17 protein-coding genes are annotated in these 18,412 nt (G+C 57.7%); 7 read left to right on the plus strand and 10 right to left on the minus strand.

What is annotated here, in order from left to right; translation table 11 throughout:
- Positions 1–77: 77 nt before the first annotated feature.
- Both CLH62_RS15260 and CLH62_RS15265 read left to right on the plus strand, forming a co-directional pair.
- Positions 78–1,580 carry a sensor histidine kinase gene (locus tag CLH62_RS15260; protein WP_099619054.1) on the plus strand — a complete coding sequence of 501 codons (1,503 nt, stop codon included), beginning with the start codon at positions 78–80 and terminating at the stop codon, positions 1,578–1,580.
- A complete protein-coding gene (locus CLH62_RS15265) occupies positions 1,573–2,229 on the plus strand; it encodes a response regulator transcription factor (protein ID WP_099619055.1) in 657 nt (218 codons plus the stop codon). The genes CLH62_RS15260 and CLH62_RS15265 overlap by 8 nt, the downstream gene beginning before the upstream one ends.
- Positions 2,230–2,232: 3 nt before the next feature.
- Here the strand turns inward: CLH62_RS15265 and CLH62_RS15270 are convergent, their stop codons facing one another.
- Positions 2,233–3,684, minus strand: coding sequence for an aminotransferase-like domain-containing protein (locus CLH62_RS15270; RefSeq protein WP_228152871.1), 1,452 nt, complete (start codon positions 3,682–3,684; stop codon positions 2,233–2,235).
- A 178-nt stretch (positions 3,685–3,862) separates the two neighbouring features.
- Here CLH62_RS15270 and CLH62_RS15275 point away from each other — a divergent pair, with 178 nt between their 5' ends.
- Genes CLH62_RS15275 through CLH62_RS15285 form a run of 3 tightly spaced genes read left to right on the plus strand, consistent with a single transcriptional unit; the run spans position 3,863 to position 6,187 of the window.
- Entirely contained in the window at positions 3,863–4,147 is a 285-nt protein-coding gene (locus CLH62_RS15275; RefSeq protein ID WP_099619057.1) for a hypothetical protein, read from the plus strand.
- Positions 4,144–4,950 (plus strand): PhzF family phenazine biosynthesis protein, encoded by an 807-nt coding sequence (locus CLH62_RS15280; RefSeq protein ID WP_099619058.1) that lies wholly within the window; start codon positions 4,144–4,146, stop codon positions 4,948–4,950. Before CLH62_RS15275 ends, CLH62_RS15280 begins: the two co-directional genes overlap by 4 nt.
- 43 nt (positions 4,951–4,993) lie before the next feature.
- Positions 4,994–6,187 (plus strand): BaiN/RdsA family NAD(P)/FAD-dependent oxidoreductase, encoded by a 1,194-nt coding sequence (locus CLH62_RS15285; protein ID WP_099619059.1) that lies wholly within the window; start codon positions 4,994–4,996, stop codon positions 6,185–6,187.
- A 60-nt stretch (positions 6,188–6,247) separates the two neighbouring features.
- Here the strand turns inward: CLH62_RS15285 and CLH62_RS15290 are convergent, their stop codons facing one another.
- From CLH62_RS15290 to dctP, 6 genes are all read right to left on the minus strand, one after another.
- Entirely contained in the window at positions 6,248–7,003 is a 756-nt protein-coding gene (locus CLH62_RS15290; protein ID WP_099619060.1) for a maleate cis-trans isomerase family protein, read from the minus strand.
- Between the two features lie 26 nt (positions 7,004–7,029).
- Positions 7,030–8,559 carry a malonate--CoA ligase gene (locus tag CLH62_RS15295; RefSeq protein ID WP_099619061.1) on the minus strand — a complete coding sequence of 510 codons (1,530 nt, stop codon included), beginning with the start codon at positions 8,557–8,559 and terminating at the stop codon, positions 7,030–7,032.
- The gene (locus tag CLH62_RS15300) at positions 8,556–9,917 is read right to left on the minus strand and encodes a malonyl-CoA decarboxylase (RefSeq protein ID WP_099619062.1); all 1,362 of its coding nucleotides are present in this window, start codon (positions 9,915–9,917) and stop codon (positions 8,556–8,558) included. Before CLH62_RS15300 ends, CLH62_RS15295 begins: the two co-directional genes overlap by 4 nt.
- Before the next feature lie 22 nt (positions 9,918–9,939).
- Positions 9,940–11,277 carry a TRAP transporter large permease gene (locus tag CLH62_RS15305; RefSeq protein WP_099619063.1) on the minus strand — a complete coding sequence of 446 codons (1,338 nt, stop codon included), beginning with the start codon at positions 11,275–11,277 and terminating at the stop codon, positions 9,940–9,942.
- Positions 11,278–11,279: 2 nt separating this feature from the next.
- Positions 11,280–11,801 (minus strand): TRAP transporter small permease subunit, encoded by a 522-nt coding sequence (locus tag CLH62_RS15310; RefSeq protein ID WP_170005818.1) that lies wholly within the window; start codon positions 11,799–11,801, stop codon positions 11,280–11,282.
- A gap of 88 nt (positions 11,802–11,889) precedes the next feature.
- Positions 11,890–12,888 carry a TRAP transporter substrate-binding protein DctP gene (gene dctP / locus CLH62_RS15315; protein ID WP_211285790.1) on the minus strand — a complete coding sequence of 333 codons (999 nt, stop codon included), beginning with the start codon at positions 12,886–12,888 and terminating at the stop codon, positions 11,890–11,892.
- A gap of 141 nt (positions 12,889–13,029) precedes the next feature.
- Here dctP and CLH62_RS15320 point away from each other — a divergent pair, with 141 nt between their 5' ends.
- A complete protein-coding gene (locus CLH62_RS15320) occupies positions 13,030–13,704 on the plus strand; it encodes a GntR family transcriptional regulator (protein WP_099619489.1) in 675 nt (224 codons plus the stop codon).
- Between the two features lie 19 nt (positions 13,705–13,723).
- Here the strand turns inward: CLH62_RS15320 and CLH62_RS15325 are convergent, their stop codons facing one another.
- Entirely contained in the window at positions 13,724–14,650 is a 927-nt protein-coding gene (locus tag CLH62_RS15325) for a universal stress protein (protein WP_099619065.1), read from the minus strand.
- Position 14,651: 1 nt separating this feature from the next.
- Positions 14,652–16,139 carry a SulP family inorganic anion transporter gene (locus CLH62_RS15330; RefSeq protein ID WP_099619066.1) on the minus strand — a complete coding sequence of 496 codons (1,488 nt, stop codon included), beginning with the start codon at positions 16,137–16,139 and terminating at the stop codon, positions 14,652–14,654.
- A gap of 334 nt (positions 16,140–16,473) precedes the next feature.
- Here CLH62_RS15330 and CLH62_RS15335 point away from each other — a divergent pair, with 334 nt between their 5' ends.
- Positions 16,474–17,754: an MgtC/SapB family protein gene (locus CLH62_RS15335; RefSeq protein WP_099619067.1), complete on the plus strand. Its 1,281-nt coding sequence runs from the start codon at positions 16,474–16,476 to the stop codon at positions 17,752–17,754.
- Between the two features lie 4 nt (positions 17,755–17,758).
- On the opposite strand, the gene alkB is transcribed toward CLH62_RS15335, so the two are convergent.
- A complete protein-coding gene (gene alkB / locus CLH62_RS15340; protein WP_099619068.1) occupies positions 17,759–18,409 on the minus strand; it encodes a DNA oxidative demethylase AlkB in 651 nt (216 codons plus the stop codon).
- Positions 18,410–18,412 lie beyond the last annotated feature (3 nt).

Here is an 18,412-nt window from a genome sequence, read left to right on the forward strand (position 1 = left end):
CCAAAATAGTATTTGATAGTAGAATTACTAGAAATTACACCAACGTCTTATAGTGGTAATACTATATTCTTTAAGCCATGAACGATTCTTCCCCTCCAAGTGTATTTAGTTTGCACGACGCCGACCCGCAACCCGGATTGATCCTGAATGCAACGGGCGCCGTCCTCAGGGGGAACCGGGCGACCCGGGACCTGTGCCGGGTTGCCGGCCTGGATTCGCCCTCCCGGCTCCTGCCGATCAACGTCCATGCATTGGTGAATTCTTCCCTTAAGCAGGGCCGGGCCATTGAAAACGTGGAAGCCCGGATTCCCGGCACCATCCTGATGTGGACCTTCATACCCGACGCCGGAACAGCCCGGGTTCTGGCACGGGCAAGGGACGCCACGGAAGATGTCCTGACCCAGGAAGAGGCAACCCGTTCCAACCGCCTGTACCGGCTGATCACTGAAAACACCACCGACCTGATTTCACGCCACGCCCCGGACGGGTGCTTTATCGATGCCACCCCCGCGTCCTGGCGCCTGCTGGGTTACTGGCCCGAAGAACTGCGAGGCAAACCTCTCGAAGAGGTTTTCGTCGGCAACGATGTGGTCCAGAAACTGGCGGAAACCCGCAACCTGCTGCGGGACGACGGCTACGCCACCATGACCCTCGAAATCATCCACCGGGACGGCTCCCGACGCTGGTTCGAAATTGCCAGCCGGGCCATTCGGGAGACCTACACAGGCGCCGTGATTGAGGTGATCAGCGTATCCCGGGATATCACCGCCCGGGTGGAATCCGAAGAGAACAACCGCCGGCTCGCCGATGAACTGGCACACACCGCAAGGCTGGCAACCCTGGGGGAACTGGCCTCCAGCATTGCCCACGAGATGAACCAACCGCTGGCCACCATCGTGAACTTCGCCAGCGCCAGCCAGCGTTACCTGAATAATGCCCGAACCAACCCGGAATGCCTGGACCGCGTGGATGATGGCCTCCAGAAAATTGTCCACCACGCCAACCGCGCGTCGGAAGTCATCAAGCGGCTTCGGGCTTTCCTGCGCAAGGGCCAGAAACGCACGGCCCCCCTGGCCCTGAATGATGTCGTCACCAACGTTGCCCGCCTGTGCCAATGGGAAGCCGAGAAGAACTGCGTGCGGATCTACGAGAAACTGGCCCGCTGTGCCCCGGTGATTACCGCCGATCCGGTTTTGCTGGAACAGGTATTGATCAACCTGATCCGCAACGGTATCGAGGCCAATGTAGAAGCTCGTGGTGAGGAAAACCCGGGCGCCCCCTCGGCGATCGTGATCAGTACCTATGTGAACGAGCACAGGGAAACCCTGATTGAAGTGACTGACGAGGGGCCCGGCCTTGACGAACAGGGCATCCGTCAGATGTTCCAGCCGTTCTACACCAGCAAGCCCCAGGGGCTGGGCCTGGGGCTCTCCATGAGCCGCTCGATTATTGAAGGCTTCGGTGGTTTCCTGGATGCCCGGCCGGCGGCCACTGACGGTCTTTCCCTGATTTGTCGTTTCCCCGCCAGCCTGAGCCACAGGAACAGAACTGAAACCACGGAGAACCAGCCTGATGAGTGACCATTCTGCCCCGGAAGCCACCACCGTCTATGTGGTTGACGACGACGCCGGCATGCTGGAATCCACCCAATGGCTGCTGGAATCCGTTGGCCTGAAAGTCGAGGCTTACAGCGACGGCCGGAAATTCCTGGACGCTGTTGGCAACAAGAAAGCCGGTTGCGTGGTTCTGGATGTGCGTATGCCCGGCCTCGGGGGCCTGAATGTTCAGGAAGAACTGCAGAAACGGGGCCTTGAATTGCCCATCATCTTCGTTTCCGGCCATGCCGACGTGCCCATTGTGGTCAGGGCATTCAAATCCGGGGCGTTTGATTTTATCGAGAAACCTTTCAACGAACAGCTGCTGCTGGACAGTGTGCAACAGGCCTTGCAGGAGCGCCGGCAGTCCGGCAACCAGCTGCAGGGTGATGAAGAAACCGAAGCCCTGCTCGGCACCCTTACCCGCCGGGAGCGGGACGTTTTTCTTCCGCTGGCCAAGGGCTACACCAGCCGGGAAATCGCGGACCAGTTGGGTGTGAGCGTAAAGACCATTGACCTCTATCGGGCGCGGGTAATGAAACGCCTGGGTGCGGAACGATTACCGGACGTTACCGGCACCGCCATTGCCGCCGGTCTGGCGGACCCGCTGGACCTACGCGGCGACAGAATCTGAGCTCTACTGCCCAGCGGCCTGAATCTCGTGGGCCAGCGTCCCAAGCCTGGCCACCGCCTGTTCAATCCGTTCACTCCAGGGGTTGGCGCCGTTCAGTCTCAGGCAGTTCTCATATTTGTTGGCGGTTGAGAACATCAGCCCCGGCGCCACGTTGATGTTTTCAGCCCGGGCCCGTTGGTAAACCTCGGTCCCGGAAATGCCGTCCGGTAACTGAACCCACAGCACGAACCCGCCCTGGGGCCGGCTCACCGCTGTACCCTCCGGAAAAGACCGGGCTACCGCCGTGCGCATGCGCTCGGTTCCCTCCCGATAATGCTGACGCGCCGTACGCAGGTAGCGATCATAGCCACCCTGCTCCAGAAAGTGCGCCACCGCCATCTGCGGAATGGAAGACGTGGCAAGGTTGACGAAATACTTGTGCTGCCTGGCACTGGCCATATACCGCCCGGGAACCATCCAGCCAAGCCGCAGGCCCGGTGAGATGGTTTTCGAGAAAGAGCTGCAGTAAATCACGTTATCGGTACGGTCAAACGCCTTGGCCGGGCGCGGCCTGTCCCCGGAGTGGTGCAAGTCGCCATAAATATCGTCTTCGATCAGCGGTACTGCGGCGGCGGCCAGCATGGAAACCAGCTGCTTCTTGCGCTCGTCCGACATTCTCGCGCCCATGGGGTTACTGTGATTGGTTACCACAACGCACGCTTTCAGGGGCCACTGCTCCAGTGCCAGCTGTAACCCTTCCAGGCTCAGCCCCTCGGAGGGATGGGTGGGTATCTCGATAACTTTCAGCCCGACGACCTCAAGGGCCTGGAGAATACCGGGAAAGGATGGCGATTCAACCGCCACTATATCGCCGGGCTGGGTAACCGCCCGGAGCGCCAGAATGATGGCTTCCTGGGCGCCATTGGTGGCCAGTACATCATCCGGTGTTACCGGGACCCCCAGCGTCGCCATGCGTTGGGCGATCTGCCGACGAAAGGATTCTTTCCCGGGGAAGGCGTAATCCAGGGTTTCCAATCCCCTTCGGGCGGCCCACAGGGTACTCTGCTGAATCTGCCGGAGAGGCAGATAATCCGGATGGGGAATGGCGGTAGCCAGAGGCACCATGCGCTTCTGTTCATCGGCACACAGGTCGAGTGTCATTTCCCGGGCGCTTACCGGCACCGGCCTGCTTCGGTGGCGGTGCATCACCGGCTCCGGCGCATCGACGGCAGGCAGACGCACGAAGTAACCACTGCGCTCCCGGGCCTGGAGAAAGCCACGGGCTTCAAGGGTCTGGTGCGCCTGCAAAATGGTCGAAATACTCACGCCGAGCTGCCGGCTGAGTACCCGCACCCCGGGCAGCCGGTCGCCGTCCCGGTAAACACCTTCGTGAATCAGCGCCTGGAGCTGATCCGCCACCTGATTGTAGAGAATGCCCATCACACGTCCCTCGTCTATGGGGCCTTCGGGAGTCACGAATCTATTGCACCAGACCCGCAGCTCATCCGTGCAGTACAGATACCCCCGAATCGGACCGGCACAGATACCGCCATTGCTTCGCTGTACCGGTTCAAAAACAGATTATCTGAATCTGTTATGGCTGTCAGCACAGGTGGACAATTACAGCATCGGAAACAGAAGAAGGAGTTTCACCATGGGGATCGCCACCACACATCTGTACTCACCGGCAGCAACGTCCAAAGACCTGTTCGGACTGCAGGCCTGCGCCGCGCCTCTCTTGAAGGGAATTGACGTAACCCGGCAATGGCTTGATGACCTGGGGTTTTCGATCGATCAACGGCGTCCGGAGCATTGGGTGCTCACGCATTTGGCGCCGCTGCCGGAACTGCATTTTTACAGCGCCCTGGAACTGGAACTGTTTGCCAGGCACCGAGCTCACCACTACGCTAGACGATCGTTCAAGGAGAACAGACCATGAAACAACCCATCTACCAGGTTGACGCCTTTACCAGCAGGATCTTCGGTGGCAATCCGGCGGCGGTTATGCCGCTGGAGAGCTGGCTTCCGGATGAGACCATGCTCTCGCTTGCCCTGGAGAACAATCTTTCAGAAACCGCCTTTTTCGTGCCCCTGCCAGAAGAGGACGAGGCCGACTTCCACATTCGCTGGTTTACGCCAGGCATCGAAGTGCCATTGTGTGGCCATGCCACCCTGGCCAGCGCCTGGGTGATGTTCAACAAGCTCGGTTGGGACCAGGAGCAGATCCGTTTCCGCTCCAAAAGCGGCCCTCTCGCAGTCAAGCAAACCGACGATGGCTGGCTGGTATTGGATTTTCCGAATTTTGCTTGCGAGGAGCAGCCAACGCCGGCATTGATTCGGGAAGCGCTGAAAGGTGCACCCGAAACCGCGTTTTTTGTCCAGAATGACACCAATTACATGGTGGTTCTCGAAGACGAAGCTGCTGTGCGGGCTGCCCAGCCGGATATCCGGAAACTGAAACAGCTGGGTAATCTGGGACTGATTGTGACCGCACCGGGCGCCGAGTGTGATTTTGTCAGTCGCTACTTTGCCCCGGGGGGAGGCATTGATGAGGACCCGGTTACCGGTTCCATCCACAGCGTACTGGTGCCCTTCTGGGCCGAGAGGCTCGGAAAGAACCGGCTTGAGGCCCGGCAGATTTCAGCCCGGGGCGGTGTACTGCGCTGCGAACTGAAGGGCGACCGGGTGGACATCGCCGGCCAGGCCGCCTTCTACATGGAAGGCTCCGTCTACCTGCCCTGAGACTGGTATACTGCCCGCCGTTTTCCTTCGATTGGCGGGCAGTATGGCGGCAGGTTCAGCATCACAGTACGACGTAATCATCATCGGCGCCGGCGCAGCAGGCCTGATGTGCGCGGCAACCGCCGGATACCGGGGCCGCCGGGTGCTGGTGCTGGACCACGCCAACAAACCGGGCAAGAAAATCCTGATGTCCGGCGGCGGGCGCTGTAACTTCACCAACCTGAACAGCACACCCGCTAACTTCCTCTCGGACAATCCTCACTACTGTATTTCCGCACTGAAGCGCTACACCCCCCAGGATTTTCTGGAGCTGGTGGAACGACATGGCATCGAACACGAGGAGAAGGCGCCCGGCCAGCTGTTCTGCAAGGACAGCGCAAAGGACATCCTCAACATGCTGCTTACCGAGTGCGAATGGGCGGGCGCAGAAGTTCGCATGAAGACAACCGTCGAACGCATCAGCGAAACCGAGTCTGGTTACCGTCTGCGTAGCGGTTCAGGTGATCTAGCCTGTGAATCTCTGGTGATCGCCACCGGCGGGCTGTCGATTCCCACCATGGGTGCCACCGGCTTCGGATACGAGGTGGCAAAGCAGTTCGGACTGGAGATACTGCCCACCCGGGCGGGACTGGTTCCGTTCACCCTGCACCCGGAACTGAAGGCGCAGCTCGCGCCCCTGTCGGGTGTCAGTTGCCCGGTGGATGTGCAATGCCATGATCAGCATTTCCGGGACCCCATGCTGGTGACACACCGTGGACTCAGTGGGCCGGCCATGCTGCAGATTTCCAGTTTCTGGGAACCCGGAGACAGCCTGACCATTAACCTGCTGCCGGCCTGTAAAATCACGGAAGACCTGCTCAACCTGCGCAATACCCGCCCGCAATCGACGATTGGTCAGTATCTGGCTCAATACCTGCCTAAACGGTTTGCCCAGGCCTTTAACGAAATGCAGGGCTGGACCGGACCTTTGCAGAGCTACAAGAACAGCGATATCGAACAGGTGGCAGAAATCCTGGGCCAGTGGTCAATCAAACCTGCTGGGACCGAAGGCTATCGAACCGCTGAGGTCACCCTCGGTGGTGTAGACACCCGCCAGCTCTCCTCCAAAACCATGGCGGTTCTGGAGCGGCCCAGCCTGTATTTCATCGGCGAGGTGGTGGATGTCACCGGGCACCTCGGCGGCCACAATTTCCAGTGGGCCTGGGCGTCCGGTGTTGCAGCGGGGAACAGTGCCTGAATTTGGCCATGAAATGAATTCCGACCGAGAAAACTGCTCCAGCTCACCGCAACGCTCTGGTTAGATATAGCGACCACCAAGAAGCCTGCCAGCATTGGGCACCAGAGGTTTGAGTTTGAGCTCCTTCAGGATCTGATAGGCAGTGCAGGTTGCTGCGGACACCACCGGTAATCCCAATGAATCCTCAACCTGCTGAATCGATGCCAGCGACGGCATCTGCACACAAGCCGAAAGAACAACTGCATCGGCCTCGCTGATATCCAGGCGCTTCACAATCTCAGTCAAAGCCAACGGGTCCCGTCGGCCTACCTCCAAATTATCGGGGATTTCCAGGGCAATGCTGTCCACCACCTGAATGCCCTCCGCCTCGATGTAGTCAATGACCATTTGGGTGAGAGGTTTCATGTAGGGTGTGATGATGGCCACACGCTTGGCCCCCAGGATACCAAGGCCCTCCGTAAGGGCGCCGGCACTGCTGACGATTGGAGTTGGGTGTCCGTTTTCCACGGTGACACCGTGCAACCGGGACCGGGATTCACGGTGGTAACCCGCTCCCCGGCTCATGATGGCCACTAGGCAAGCGTAACCCATCACGTCTACGGCGGCATCGGACAGCTCAAGCGCGCAGCGATCCGACTCATCATCCATGGCCGCCAGCTCTTCCCTGGTGACCTTTTTCATTCGCATCCTGCTGGAATGAAAGGTGAAACGCTCAGGTTCCACCGCCTCACGGGCACGCAGCATGGCGGGAATTTCCGTCTCCATGGTGGTGTTGGAACTCGGTACGATCTGGCCGATACGAAAACTTCTGGTCATGATTACCTCTCCAGCGCCGGGACCGATCAAGTGTCCTGGTAGATGTCTTTGTACTGATCCCGTAGCTGCTTCTTCTGGACCTTACCCATGGTGTTGCGGGGCAAGGCTTCGACAAAGAAGACCCGCTTGGGCTGCTTGAATTTGGCCAGATGACCCGCCAACGCCTTGATGACATCGGTCTCTTCCAGCTTCTGTCCAGGCAGGAGCACCACAACCGCCGTTACGCCCTCGCCAAAATCCGGGTGCGGCACACCGATTACTGCCGATTCCATCACTTCCGGCATGGCATCGATCACCTGTTCCACTTCTTTCGGGTAAACGTTGAAACCGCCGGATATCACCAGATCCTTGTCGCGGCCGACAATCTGGACATAGCCACGTTCGTCGATCACGGCCAGGTCACCAGTCACAAAGAACCCGTCATCGAGTAACTCCGCCCTGGTCTTCTCCGGCATGCGCCAGTAACCCTTGAAAACGTTCGGGCCACGCACTTCCAGCATACCGATCTCACCCTGCGGCAGTGGTTGATGATCGCCGGTTTCCGGGTTGGTAATGCGAATTTCCACGCCTGGAAGGGGCATACCCACGGTACCGGCGATACGGTCGCCGTCATAAGGGTTGGAGGTGTTCATGTTGGTTTCGGTCATGCCATAGCGTTCAAGAATGGCATGCCCTGTCCGCTGCTCGAACTGCTGATGGGTTTCCGCTGTCAATGGTGCCGAGCCGGAGGTGAATAATCGCATATTTGCCGTCAACTCCGGCGTCAGGCGGTCATCCTGAAGAAGTCTGGTGTAGAAGGTTGGCACACCCATAAGCGCTGTACCTTCTGGCATGGCGGCAATGATCGTATCCACGTCAAATTTCGACATGAAGTACAGGCTGCCACCGGAAATCAACATCACGTTGCAGGCCACGAATAGGCCGTGAGTGTGAAAGATCGGCAGGGCGTGAATCAGTCGGTCATTTTCGGTGAAGCGCCAGGCCTCGACTAGGCTCCTGCCGTTCGAACCCAGGTTTTTGTGGGTAAGCATGGCGCCCTTGGAACGGCCGGTGGTGCCTGACGTGTAGAGAATGGCTGCCAGATCATCATCGCTACGCTGCTCAATGCCAGTGAACGCTTCCGCACTGGCCACAACGTCCATCAATGAGCCGTCCGCACTGGTGCCGAGCGTCTCGACACGGGGACACCCGGTTTCGGCAGCAATGGCCTTTGCGGCATCCAAAGCCTCCGGCTGGCATACAAACAGCGCGGGCTCGGCATCACCCAGGAAGTAGCCAATTTCATCAGCCGTATAACCGGTGTTGAGAGGCAGGTAAACGCCACCCACCCGCAGGGTCGCGAGATACAGCAGAATGGCCTCAGGGCTCTTGTCGACCTGAACTGCAACCCTGTCGCCGGGTTTGACACCAAGCTGCTTCAAGGCACCGGCAATCCGCTCGGTTATAGCCAGCGCTTCTGCGTAGGAATATCCCTTGCCTTCCGGGGTAGTGATGAAGTTCGCGGTACCACGGGCCTCCATCCTGGTGGCAAGGGTATCAAATAGGTTCTGGTTCATTTCTCAAGTTCTCCCTGGAACAGTTTCCGACCAAGCTTGCTTAGTTCACGTACGCTGGAGGAGCAGACAATCTCACCCCTGGTGGAGTATTTTTCGTTATTCCGTTCAATATTTTCCAGCACATACAGGTAGTTAACCAGCAGGCCTGCAGACTGTTTCATACCGCTTTCCGAGACATCGCCAAGCCAGTTGATCCGGTGCAGTTCGGCGCCATTTCCCAGGTGAAACCGCGCCACCGGGTTGAGTGGCAGGTTTGATCCGTTTTTTTCCTTCAACAGGTAACGGGCCGCCAGAGGACTCACCACCTCTTCCAGTCGCTCTGCCAGCTCCGGTTGGTTGTTCCACTCCGGGTCATCCAGATGGCTCAGCACCTCCTGGGCCTCTGGTGTCAGCAAGCCGGAATCCGGGTGATAGGTTTTCTCCAGCCAGTCGCGGAACATTGGCAATGGTGACAGGGTCACAAAGTTCTTCAGGTTTGGCAGTTCCTGCTTGAGTTCCTGCACCACCTGTTTGATCAGGAAATTACCGAAGGAAATACCCCGCAATCCAACCTGACAGTTGCTTATGCCATAGAAGGCTGCGGAATCTGCCAGCTCGGGGGCATCGATCTCGTAACGGTCGTGGGCGAGAATGGGCTGGATCTTGTCAGGAAGTCCCTTGGTCAGGGCCACCTCAACAAAAACCAGCGGTTCATCACCGATGGCGGGATGGAAAAAGCCAAAGCAGCGACGGTCGCGGTTATCCAGCCGGCGCCGCAAGTCGTCCCATCCCTGAATCTTATGCACTGCCTCATACCGGATGATTTTCTCCAGAATCGAGGCCGGCGTAGTCCAGTCGATTCGTCGTAGCACCAGAAAACCACGGTTGAACCAGGAGCCGAAGAGATGGATGAAGTCCGCGTTGATCGGTTCAAAATCCTTGTCGCCCTGCATCAGCGTCAGGAAGTCCTGGCGCATTTTCACCAGCTCATAGGTCGCACCCTTTGCCAGATTAAGCCGCCGGAGCAACTCCTGCCGGAGCGGCTCACTGACTTCAAACAGTTTTGCAAGGTGTTTGTTGCTACGGTCGCTCTTGTAAATTCTGTAGGCGTCGTCGATTTTTTCCGGGTCGGCGGTAAAGTTCCGGGCCAGCGTTCCGAAGAACGCCCGCTTATCATCATCGCCAAGAGACTCATAAATATCCAGCGCGCGGCTGGCCATAACAATACTGGCTGCCTCGCCATCGCTATTCAGCAGCTCCTGACAGGCTTCCTCCAGATCCGTGTGGTCGTATGGCGTCTTCCTTGAGCCGAATTTGCGCTGCAGCGCGTCGCGCTGGGTGATGCTACTGAAAAACTCTTGCAGAAAACTCATTTTCATAATGATATCCCTGGTTCTGGCATCAGGTGCCTTCGCCCATAATCAGATCCGGCAGCCACAAGGCAATTTCCGGGAAGAAACACAGCAGCAAGATGCCAAGCACCATGCAAAGTGCATAAGGCAAGCTGCCCAGGAGGATGTCCTTAAGTGCTATATCGGGGGCAATGCCCTTGATAATAAAAAGGTTCAGGCCAACGGGCGGCGTAATCAGGCCGATCTCCAGGTTGATGGTCAGAATGACCGCAAACCAGTAGGGATCAAAATTCGCCGCAAGAATGATCGGCAACAGGATCGGCGCCGCCATTACGATGACCGCAACCGGCGGAAGGAAGAAGCCGGCAACCAGCAGGAAGATGTTGATCACACCCATCAGTACCCAGCGATTCACCTCGAGGTTGGCGATAGCTTCTGCCACCGTCTGCGTGATGAACAGGGACGACAGGGCAAAGGCGAAGATTTCGGCGGTAGCAATGATCAACATGATCATCACGCTCTCGCGAAGAGCGTCGCGCATGATCTTGCCTACCGGTTTGACCTGCCACATGCGATAGACAATGACGGCAAGCCCCAGGCACAGGAAGGCGCCGACGCCAGCCGCCTCAGAAGGGGTTGCCACCCCGCCATAGAGCGCAAACAGGATACCCAAGACCACCAACAGGAACGGAACTACCCGCACCAGGGCCTTGAGGTTGCCTTCAACGTTTTCCTTGATCTGAGCCGCGGCCTCGGCCACCGGGTTCGGGCTGTTGTAGCCACCGGCAAGCTTGCAGGCAATCAGGGTCCAGACCATGAACAACCCCGCCAGCATCAGTCCCGGGACGGCACCAGCTATAAATAGGCGGCCGATGGACGTCTCGGTCGAGATGCCATAGACAATCATCGTCACCGAAGGGGGAATAAGAATGCCCAGGGTACCGCCGGCAGCGATACAGCCGGCTGCCACACCATCGGGATATCCGCGCTTGCGCATCTCGGGAATACCGAGCTTGCCGATGGCGGCACTGGTTGCCGGCGAGGAGCCGGAGAGCGCCGCAAAAATCGAACAGGCTGCAATATTGGAGATCGCAAGGCCACCCGGCAGTTTGCCCATCCAGAGGTCCAGGGAACGATACAGGTCACGTCCCGTCGGCGAGGAAGCCACCGCAGCGCCCATCAGGATGAACATGGGAATGGCAACGAAGCCGAAAGAGGCCACACTGCCGAAAAAGGTTTCGCCAAAATAGATCAGTTCACCGACGCCACGGTCCAGGATCAGAGCACCCAGTGACACGGCCCCGAGCGCAAACGCAATCGGCGTTCCGATGGCCATCAATACCAGCAAAACCACAACAACGAGAATACCGCTAGTGATCGGATCCATGATTACAGCTCCGCTCGCAGAATTTCAGCCAGGTATTGCAGAGACAGCAGAGACGCACCCAGGGCCACCGGCAGGACTGCCGGCCACAGCGGTGGATTCCAGACAGTGCCGGTGGTCCAGTCGAGCGTGTAGGCCTCATAGAAGTAATACCAGGACCCATATGCCAGAGCCAGGCAGAAGACCAGGCCCACCAGGGAGGCCGACAGACGCATCAGGCGCTTGGGCAATCCTCTCAGCGCGTCGGGTAAAACCGTCACCGCAACATGACCACCGGTTTTGAGCACATAGGGCGCACCCAACAGCATGGACGCAGTAATTGCGAAGGTCGTGAACTCAGTTTGCCAGACAGTACTCTCACCCATCGCGTAACGGACAAACACCATGTGGACAACAGAGAGAACGCCGAGGGCAAGCAAGGCTCCCGCTACAATCGCAGCGGCAACCGAGATGGCGTCCATGCAGCGGATATACCCGCCGGGTATACCTCGCTCTGAGGCTCGCCGATAACTGGAAGGTTGGGACATAGGAAAAACCCAGGGAAAGTTGTTCCAACCCTGCCCGGCGACAAGCCGGGACAGGGCGTGATGAACATAAGGTTCAATAATGGATGTGTTATTCGACCGCCAATGCGGCATCAATCAGGGCTTGCCCGTTGGGAACATTTTCCGCGAACGTTTTATAGGAACTCTTTTTGGCGATGTCGAGCCATGCCTGATAGTTTTCCGGCGTCATGTTGACAACTTCAACGCCGTTCTCAGAAAAGACGTCGATCATCTTCTGGTCGAGCCCGGCGGCCTCTTCGGCAAAATACTCTTCTGCTTTCTGGCCAGCCGCGGCCAGCGCAGCTTGTTGCTCCTCATTGAGATTGTTCCAGCTGCGCTCGGAAATCAGGACAGGCTCATACATGAACCAGAGTGCGTTCTCTCCCGGCGCCGTCAGGCAGGTGACCTGCTCATAAATGCGGTAGGATACGAAAGAACCTGAGGAGGTATTGGCACCATCAAGCACGCCTGTCTGCATCGCGGTGTAAATTTCCGACGAGGGCATGGACGCAATGGAAGCACCTGCGGTTGCCAGCATTTCGTCAAACGCTGGCCCGGCAGCGCGGAGGGTTTGCCCTTCTACTGTATCGGGTGAAGTAATACACTGTTTGTTCGAGGCAAAGCCACCCGCAAGCCACGCATCCGCCAGCACCCTGGCACCTGCGTCATCAATGACTTTCTTGATCATACCCATGAACTCGGAATCATTCAGGCGCTGGGCGCGCTCGTGGCTACGAACCAGCCCGGGCATCAACGTTGCAGAGAACTCGGGGTGGCGACCACTGGCGTAGTCCAATGGCAGAGAAATCATGTCGACTCGGCCACGAACCAGGGCACCCCACTGCTCTTTTGCCTTGAACAGGGATTGGCCCGGATAGATCTGAAGCTCCAGACCAACATCTGCGGCGGCGACTTCACGGGCCATCAGCTGAACCATTTCGTCCCTGACATCCCCTTTACCGCCCGGGAACTGGTGCGAAACTCGCAAAACGGTATCAGCCGCGGCAATACCGGAAAAAAACACAGAAAGAGAGGCCGCTATGGCCAGCTTAGCGAAGGGCATTTTCATCGTTTTGTCTCCGTAATTGTTTTTGTAATATCAATCAGAATGATCTGATGTATACATCATTAGACTTGATGTATACTCTTGTCAACAGGTATTGACTAAAGTATGACCAAATCGGTTTTCACCGCGAGCAGAGAAGAACCAATGAAACGCTCGAATACCCAGAAGCTGAAAGACGCTCTTGAAGAAGACATCATCAACGGCCGCCTGTTACCGGGTGAGAAGCTGGACCACGATGCGCTTGCCAGGCAATACGGCGTGTCCAGAACCCCTATTCGCGAGGCCGTCCAGCAGTTGGTGGTCAGCGGACTTGTGAACGTAAAGCCCAAAAAAGGCACGTTTGTCGCCAAAATGAGCCTGGATCAGCTGATTGAGATGTTTGAAGTCATGGCGGAGCTGGAGGGCATGTGCGGCCGGCTGGCAGCCAGAAGGATTCAAACCGGGGAGCTGGAGGCCCTTCGGTCAGCCCTACTTCGCTGCGAAGACCCCGAGGTAATGGCCGACCCAGACGACTATTACTACGAAAATGAAGAATTCCACAACTGCATTTACACGGCCAGCCACAACGAGTTTCTCGCAGCAGAGGCGCGGCAGCTCAAACAGCGCTTGAAACCTTATCGCCGCCTGCAACTGCAGGCTCGCAACCGGGTTGCCAACTCAAGCGAAGAGCATCGGAAAATTTTCAAGGCCATCGAGAGCGGCAGGGAACGGGACGCCGAGCAATACCTGAAGGAGCATGTACTCATCCAGGGCACCCGGTTCAGCGACTTCGTATCGCAGGTCAAAAAATTTGGCAATTCTTCCCAGGCAACCTCCTGAGAAGAGTTGCCACGACTGATTAGCGAAGAACCACCAGCGGTTTCCTGGCGGTTTTCAGCATGGTAGTGGTTGTGCTGCCCACCAGGAACTGCCGGATGCGGGAATGGCCGTAGGCACCCATTACCAGGATGTCGATATCGTGTTCGTCCTGGTAGGCATGCAACGCAGGCTCCACCTCTCCGGCCCGGATGGCCAGGGTGATCTCGGATTCCAGTCCCGCCAGCATTTTCTCGGCTTTCCTGAGCTGCTCCCAGCGGTCATTGGTGTCCGCGCCGATCATCACCAGGTGCAGAGGCATGCCCTTCAGAACCGGGCTGCCGGCCAGCAGCTCTGCCCCTTTGAACGCCGTCGCGCTGCCGTCGAAGGCGAACATGGCACTGCGGGGCTGGGTGAACTCGTCCGGTACCAGCAGAATCGGGCGGTGCATGCTGCGAATCACCGTTTCCAGCTGGCTGCCGATGTGGGTATCGCGCTCAGAGCTGCTCTCGCCATGCAGACCCATCACCAGCAGGCGGGTCTGGTTTTCCAAGGCCAGCAGGGATTCGGTCAGGTCGCCGTGGCGCTGGCGCTGTACCACCTCGGTAATGCCGGCTTCCTTGACCCGCTTTTCCGCCTCATCCAGCATGTGGTGACCGTGCTCCAGGGCCAGCTTGGCACGTTTTCGGTCAAGCTCTGCCAGATCTTCCAGCAACTGCTCACGGCTGCCAAGGCCGATGTTTCCGGCCAGGTCCGGCTCCGCCGGGTACCGCTCTTCGTCCAGCACGTGCAGCAGCATCATGGGCGTTTCCATGTGCTTGCTGGCCCAGGCGGCATAATCGCACACCGCTGGGGCCGCCTCGGAGCCATCGATACAAGCAACTACTCGTAACATCTCAACCTCGCCTTCATGATCTTTGTGATTGTTATTCTGACTGCGATCGTTGTTGGATTCCTTGGTCTGAGTCATGTCAGTGCCCCATCAGCTGGTCAACGGCGTCCGGCTTGTCGTGTACACCGAAGCGGTCAACGATTGTGGCACTGGCTTCATTCAGCCCGATAACCTCAACTTCCGACCCTTCACGGCGGAATTTGATCACCGCCTTGTCCAGAGCACCTACGGCTGTTATGTCCCAGAAGTGCGCTCGGCTCAGATCAATCACCACATTATCGACTGCTTCCTTGAAATCAAAGGATTCGGTGAATTTTTCCGAGGAACTGAAGAATACCTGCCCAACAACCCGGTAGGTGCGGGTATCCGTTGCCTCATCCAGCTCCGAGGTGACGAGCATGTAGTGTCCCACTTTGTTGGCGAAGAACAGGGCCGCCAGCAACACGCCCGCCAGCACACCGAACGCCAGGTTGTGAGTGGCCACCACCACGATAACGGTAACAACCATCACAATGTTGGTGGAGAGCGGGTGCTCCCGCAGATTCTTGATAGAGCCCCAACTGAAGGTTCCAATCGAAACCATAATCATGACCGCAACCAGGGCCGCCATGGGAATCTGAACCAGCCACTTGTCCAACACCAATACCATAACCAGCAGAAACACGCCGGCAGTCAGTGTTGACAGGCGGGTACGGCCGCCGGACTTCACGTTAATGATGGACTGCCCGATCATCGCGCAACCGGCCATTCCACCAAGCAGGCCCGAGCCGATGTTGGCAATACCCTGGCCCTTGCACTCTCGGTTACGATCGCTGGTAGTGTCAGTCAGGTCATCGACGATGGTTGCGGTCATCATCGACTCCAGCAGACCAACAAGCGCCAGCCCCACGGAGTACGGCAAAATAATCATCAGGGTTTCAAAATTCAGTGGCACATCCGGCCACAGAAAAATCGGCAGTGTATCGGGCAACTCACCCATATCGCCGACCGTACGGATGTCGAGGTTCAGGTACATGGCAACGCCGGTGAGCACAACGATGCATACCAGTGGCGAAGGCAGGATTTTGCCAATTCCGGGCAGCAGCGGGAACAGGTAGATAATGCCGAGACCCGCCGCCGTCATGGCGTACACGTGCCAGGTGACATTGGTCAGCTCCGGCAGCTGAGCCATGAAGATAAGGATCGCCAGCGCGTTCACGAACCCCGTAACAACCGAACGGGAAACAAAGCGCATCAGGCTGCCAAGCTTGAGGTAGCCGAAAACAATCTGGATCACACCCGTCAGCAACGTTGCCGCCAGGAGGTATTCAAGGCCATGATCCTTCACCAGAGTGACCATCAACAAGGCCATGGCGCCGGTAGCTGCTGAAATCATACCGGGGCGGCCGCCCACAAAGGCAATGATCACTGCAATACAGAAGGACGCGTAAAGGCCCACCTTGGGGTCGACACCGGCGATGATGGAAAAGGCGATGGCCTCCGGAATCAGGGCCAGGGCCACTACAATGCCGGCAAGTACATCGCCACGAATGTTTGAAAGCCAGTTGGCCCTTAAGGAATTCACCATAATTTGGGGTTTCCAGTTTGCTGCGAGGAAAGAAAAAGCTGAGACAAAACCGTCGATTGCACCCAACATAACAGGCGTTGGCTACAGGCATATTGCTCAGGATATTAACCAGAGGAAGAGGAATCTGAACGCTAGGGCGGAAGGATCGTCACGATTTTGGTTTGCTGCACGGTTGATGAAAATCAGGTAACTGCGAATTTTGGGTCGCGAAGCTTACCAGACCACTTGCAGGAAAGTAAGTTGGCTAGGGGTATATTCTTAGAGCCGTAACGACCGGCTGCCTCTGCTGCTATCATTAAGATATTTAATCATTAACAGGAGTCTGTACCCGCCCATGGATGATGTTGCTTCCCAGTTTCTGGCCGGAAACCAGACCACTCTGAATCTTGCCGTCGCTCTTCTGCTCGGTGCCATTATTGGCCTGGAGCGGGGATGGGATGCCCGGGAACAAAAATCCGGAGAACGGATTGCCGGCATCCGGACCTTTGCACTTGTTGGGCTGCTGGGGGGCATTTCTGCGGTACTGGCGCGGGAGATCACCGAGTGGGCGTTTCCGGTGTTGCTGGTTAGCGTGGTGGCCATGGCGATTGTGGCCTATAGCGAGCGTCTTGAGCACATCCGCAATTTCAGTATCACCGGCATGGTCGGCATGGTTCTGACCTTCTGCTTCGGTGCGGTGGCAGTTGCCGTGGACCCCGTGATGGCGACGGCTGCGGCCGTCATTACCGCCATCATTCTGGATAACAAGGAAGATATTCACGGTTGGGTCAACAAACTGAAAGAGCACGAACTGGATGCGGCGCTCAAGCTACTGCTGATTTCCGTGGTGATGCTGCCCCTGCTGCCCAATGAGAAAATGGGCCCTGGTGGCGTGCTCAATCCCAGGGAAATCTGGTGGATGGTGGTGATGATCGCCTCCATTTCCTTTGTGGGGTACTTCGCAATTCGGGTGGCTGGTACTCGCAAGGGTATCCTGTTTACCAGCCTGTTTGCCGGGCTAAGCTCATCCACCGCCCTCACCCTGCACTTTGCTCGCCAGGCCTCGAAAAATCCGCTGCTCAACGCCCAGTTTGCAACCGGCATTCTGATTGCCTGCGGCACCATGTTTCCCCGCATCCTGGTTTACTGCTTTGTCATCAACAGGGAATTGCTGCCTAGCCTGATCGGGCCAGTTGTTGTTATGACGCTTCTGCTCTACTTACCGGCTCTGTTTATCTGGCGCAGAAACAACCGGGAACTCGAGGTCAGCCAACCGACCCTGAGCCAGAACCCGCTGGATCTCACCTCAGCGCTGGTATTCGGAGTGTTGCTCACCGCCATCCTGTTGCTGGGCGAGTTCCTGGGGAACTGGCTCGGCAATGCTGGCATCTATGTCCTCGCAGCGACATCGGGAGTGGCCGATGTGGATGCCATTACCCTCTCTCTGACCCGCATGTCCAACAACAGCCTGGCCATGAATACGGCAGTGATTGGCATCGTGATCGCGGCAGCCACCAACAATCTGGTCAAATCCGCCATGGCCGGGTTCATTGGCAACCGCCAGACGGGACTGTTGGTGGGCATGCCAATGGTGCTATCACTGGCGGCGGGCCTGCTGGTTGCCTGGCTGCAATAACCGGTTAACAGGCTCTGCGAAACGTCAGGTTGTAGCGATAGGGTCCGGTCAGCGGATGCCCGCCCGCCTTCAGGGTTAACACCCCATGGTACCGAAGGCGCGCGGCTCCACCCCAGACCACAACGTCGCCATGGGTAAGCGGAACCCTGACGGGACGGTCATTGCGCTTCAGCCCGCCAAACTGGAATGCCACCGGCAACCCGATGGATACAGACACAATCGGTTGACTGAAATCCCGCTCGTCCTTGTCCTGATGCAGGCCCATTTTTGCGCCGGGTTGGTACCGGTTGATCAGGCAGGCGTCTGGCTCAAACCCTGCAAAACCCGCGGCAGTTGCGGCGTCCCTGGCAAGCTTGCAAAACGATTCAGGCATGGCCGGCCAGGGTCTGCCCGAGACCGGGTCTTCGGACTGATAGCGATAACCCCTGCTGTCCGTCACCCAGCCCAGCACGCCGCAGCAGCTCATGGCTACCGACATGGTGTGGCCGCCAGGGGTTTTCATCTGCCGGAACGGCGCCTGCACCGTTACTTGCTGAATGTCATTCAGGAGCTGCCCTGCGTCGGCCAGGGCAAACTGGCGCAACACCATCGCCCCCTCCATCAGGTTTTCCCGGGTCAGCTCCGCTGGCAATTCACCAAACAGGTCTTGTGTCATAAC

The organism is Marinobacter guineae (assembly GCF_002744735.1).
Lineage (GTDB): Bacteria > Pseudomonadota > Gammaproteobacteria > Pseudomonadales > Oleiphilaceae > Marinobacter > Marinobacter guineae.

Bases quoted from the DNA above. Each gene is read 5' to 3' on its own strand.
- CLH62_RS15260 (WP_099619054.1), top strand. From the start codon at position 78: ATGAACGATTCTTCCCCTCCAAGTGTATTTAGTTTGCACGACGCCGAC.
- CLH62_RS15265 (WP_099619055.1), top strand. From the start codon at position 1,573: ATGAGTGACCATTCTGCCCCGGAAGCCACCACCGTCTATGTGGTTGAC.
- CLH62_RS15275 (WP_099619057.1), top strand. From the start codon at position 3,863: ATGGGGATCGCCACCACACATCTGTACTCACCGGCAGCAACGTCCAAA.
- CLH62_RS15280 (WP_099619058.1), top strand. From the start codon at position 4,144: ATGAAACAACCCATCTACCAGGTTGACGCCTTTACCAGCAGGATCTTC.
- CLH62_RS15285 (WP_099619059.1), top strand. From the start codon at position 4,994: ATGGCGGCAGGTTCAGCATCACAGTACGACGTAATCATCATCGGCGCC.
- CLH62_RS15290 (WP_099619060.1), bottom strand. From the start codon at position 7,003: ATGACCAGAAGTTTTCGTATCGGCCAGATCGTACCGAGTTCCAACACC.
- CLH62_RS15295 (WP_099619061.1), bottom strand. From the start codon at position 8,559: ATGAACCAGAACCTATTTGATACCCTTGCCACCAGGATGGAGGCCCGT.
- CLH62_RS15300 (WP_099619062.1), bottom strand. From the start codon at position 9,917: ATGAAAATGAGTTTTCTGCAAGAGTTTTTCAGTAGCATCACCCAGCGC.
- CLH62_RS15305 (WP_099619063.1), bottom strand. From the start codon at position 11,277: ATGGATCCGATCACTAGCGGTATTCTCGTTGTTGTGGTTTTGCTGGTA.
- CLH62_RS15310 (WP_170005818.1), bottom strand. From the start codon at position 11,801: ATGTCCCAACCTTCCAGTTATCGGCGAGCCTCAGAGCGAGGTATACCC.
- dctP (WP_211285790.1), bottom strand. From the start codon at position 12,888: ATGAAAATGCCCTTCGCTAAGCTGGCCATAGCGGCCTCTCTTTCTGTG.
- CLH62_RS15320 (WP_099619489.1), top strand. From the start codon at position 13,030: ATGAAACGCTCGAATACCCAGAAGCTGAAAGACGCTCTTGAAGAAGAC.
- CLH62_RS15325 (WP_099619065.1), bottom strand. From the start codon at position 14,650: ATGACTCAGACCAAGGAATCCAACAACGATCGCAGTCAGAATAACAAT.
- CLH62_RS15330 (WP_099619066.1), bottom strand. From the start codon at position 16,139: ATGGTGAATTCCTTAAGGGCCAACTGGCTTTCAAACATTCGTGGCGAT.
- CLH62_RS15335 (WP_099619067.1), top strand. From the start codon at position 16,474: ATGGATGATGTTGCTTCCCAGTTTCTGGCCGGAAACCAGACCACTCTG.
- alkB (WP_099619068.1), bottom strand. From the start codon at position 18,409: ATGACACAAGACCTGTTTGGTGAATTGCCAGCGGAGCTGACCCGGGAA.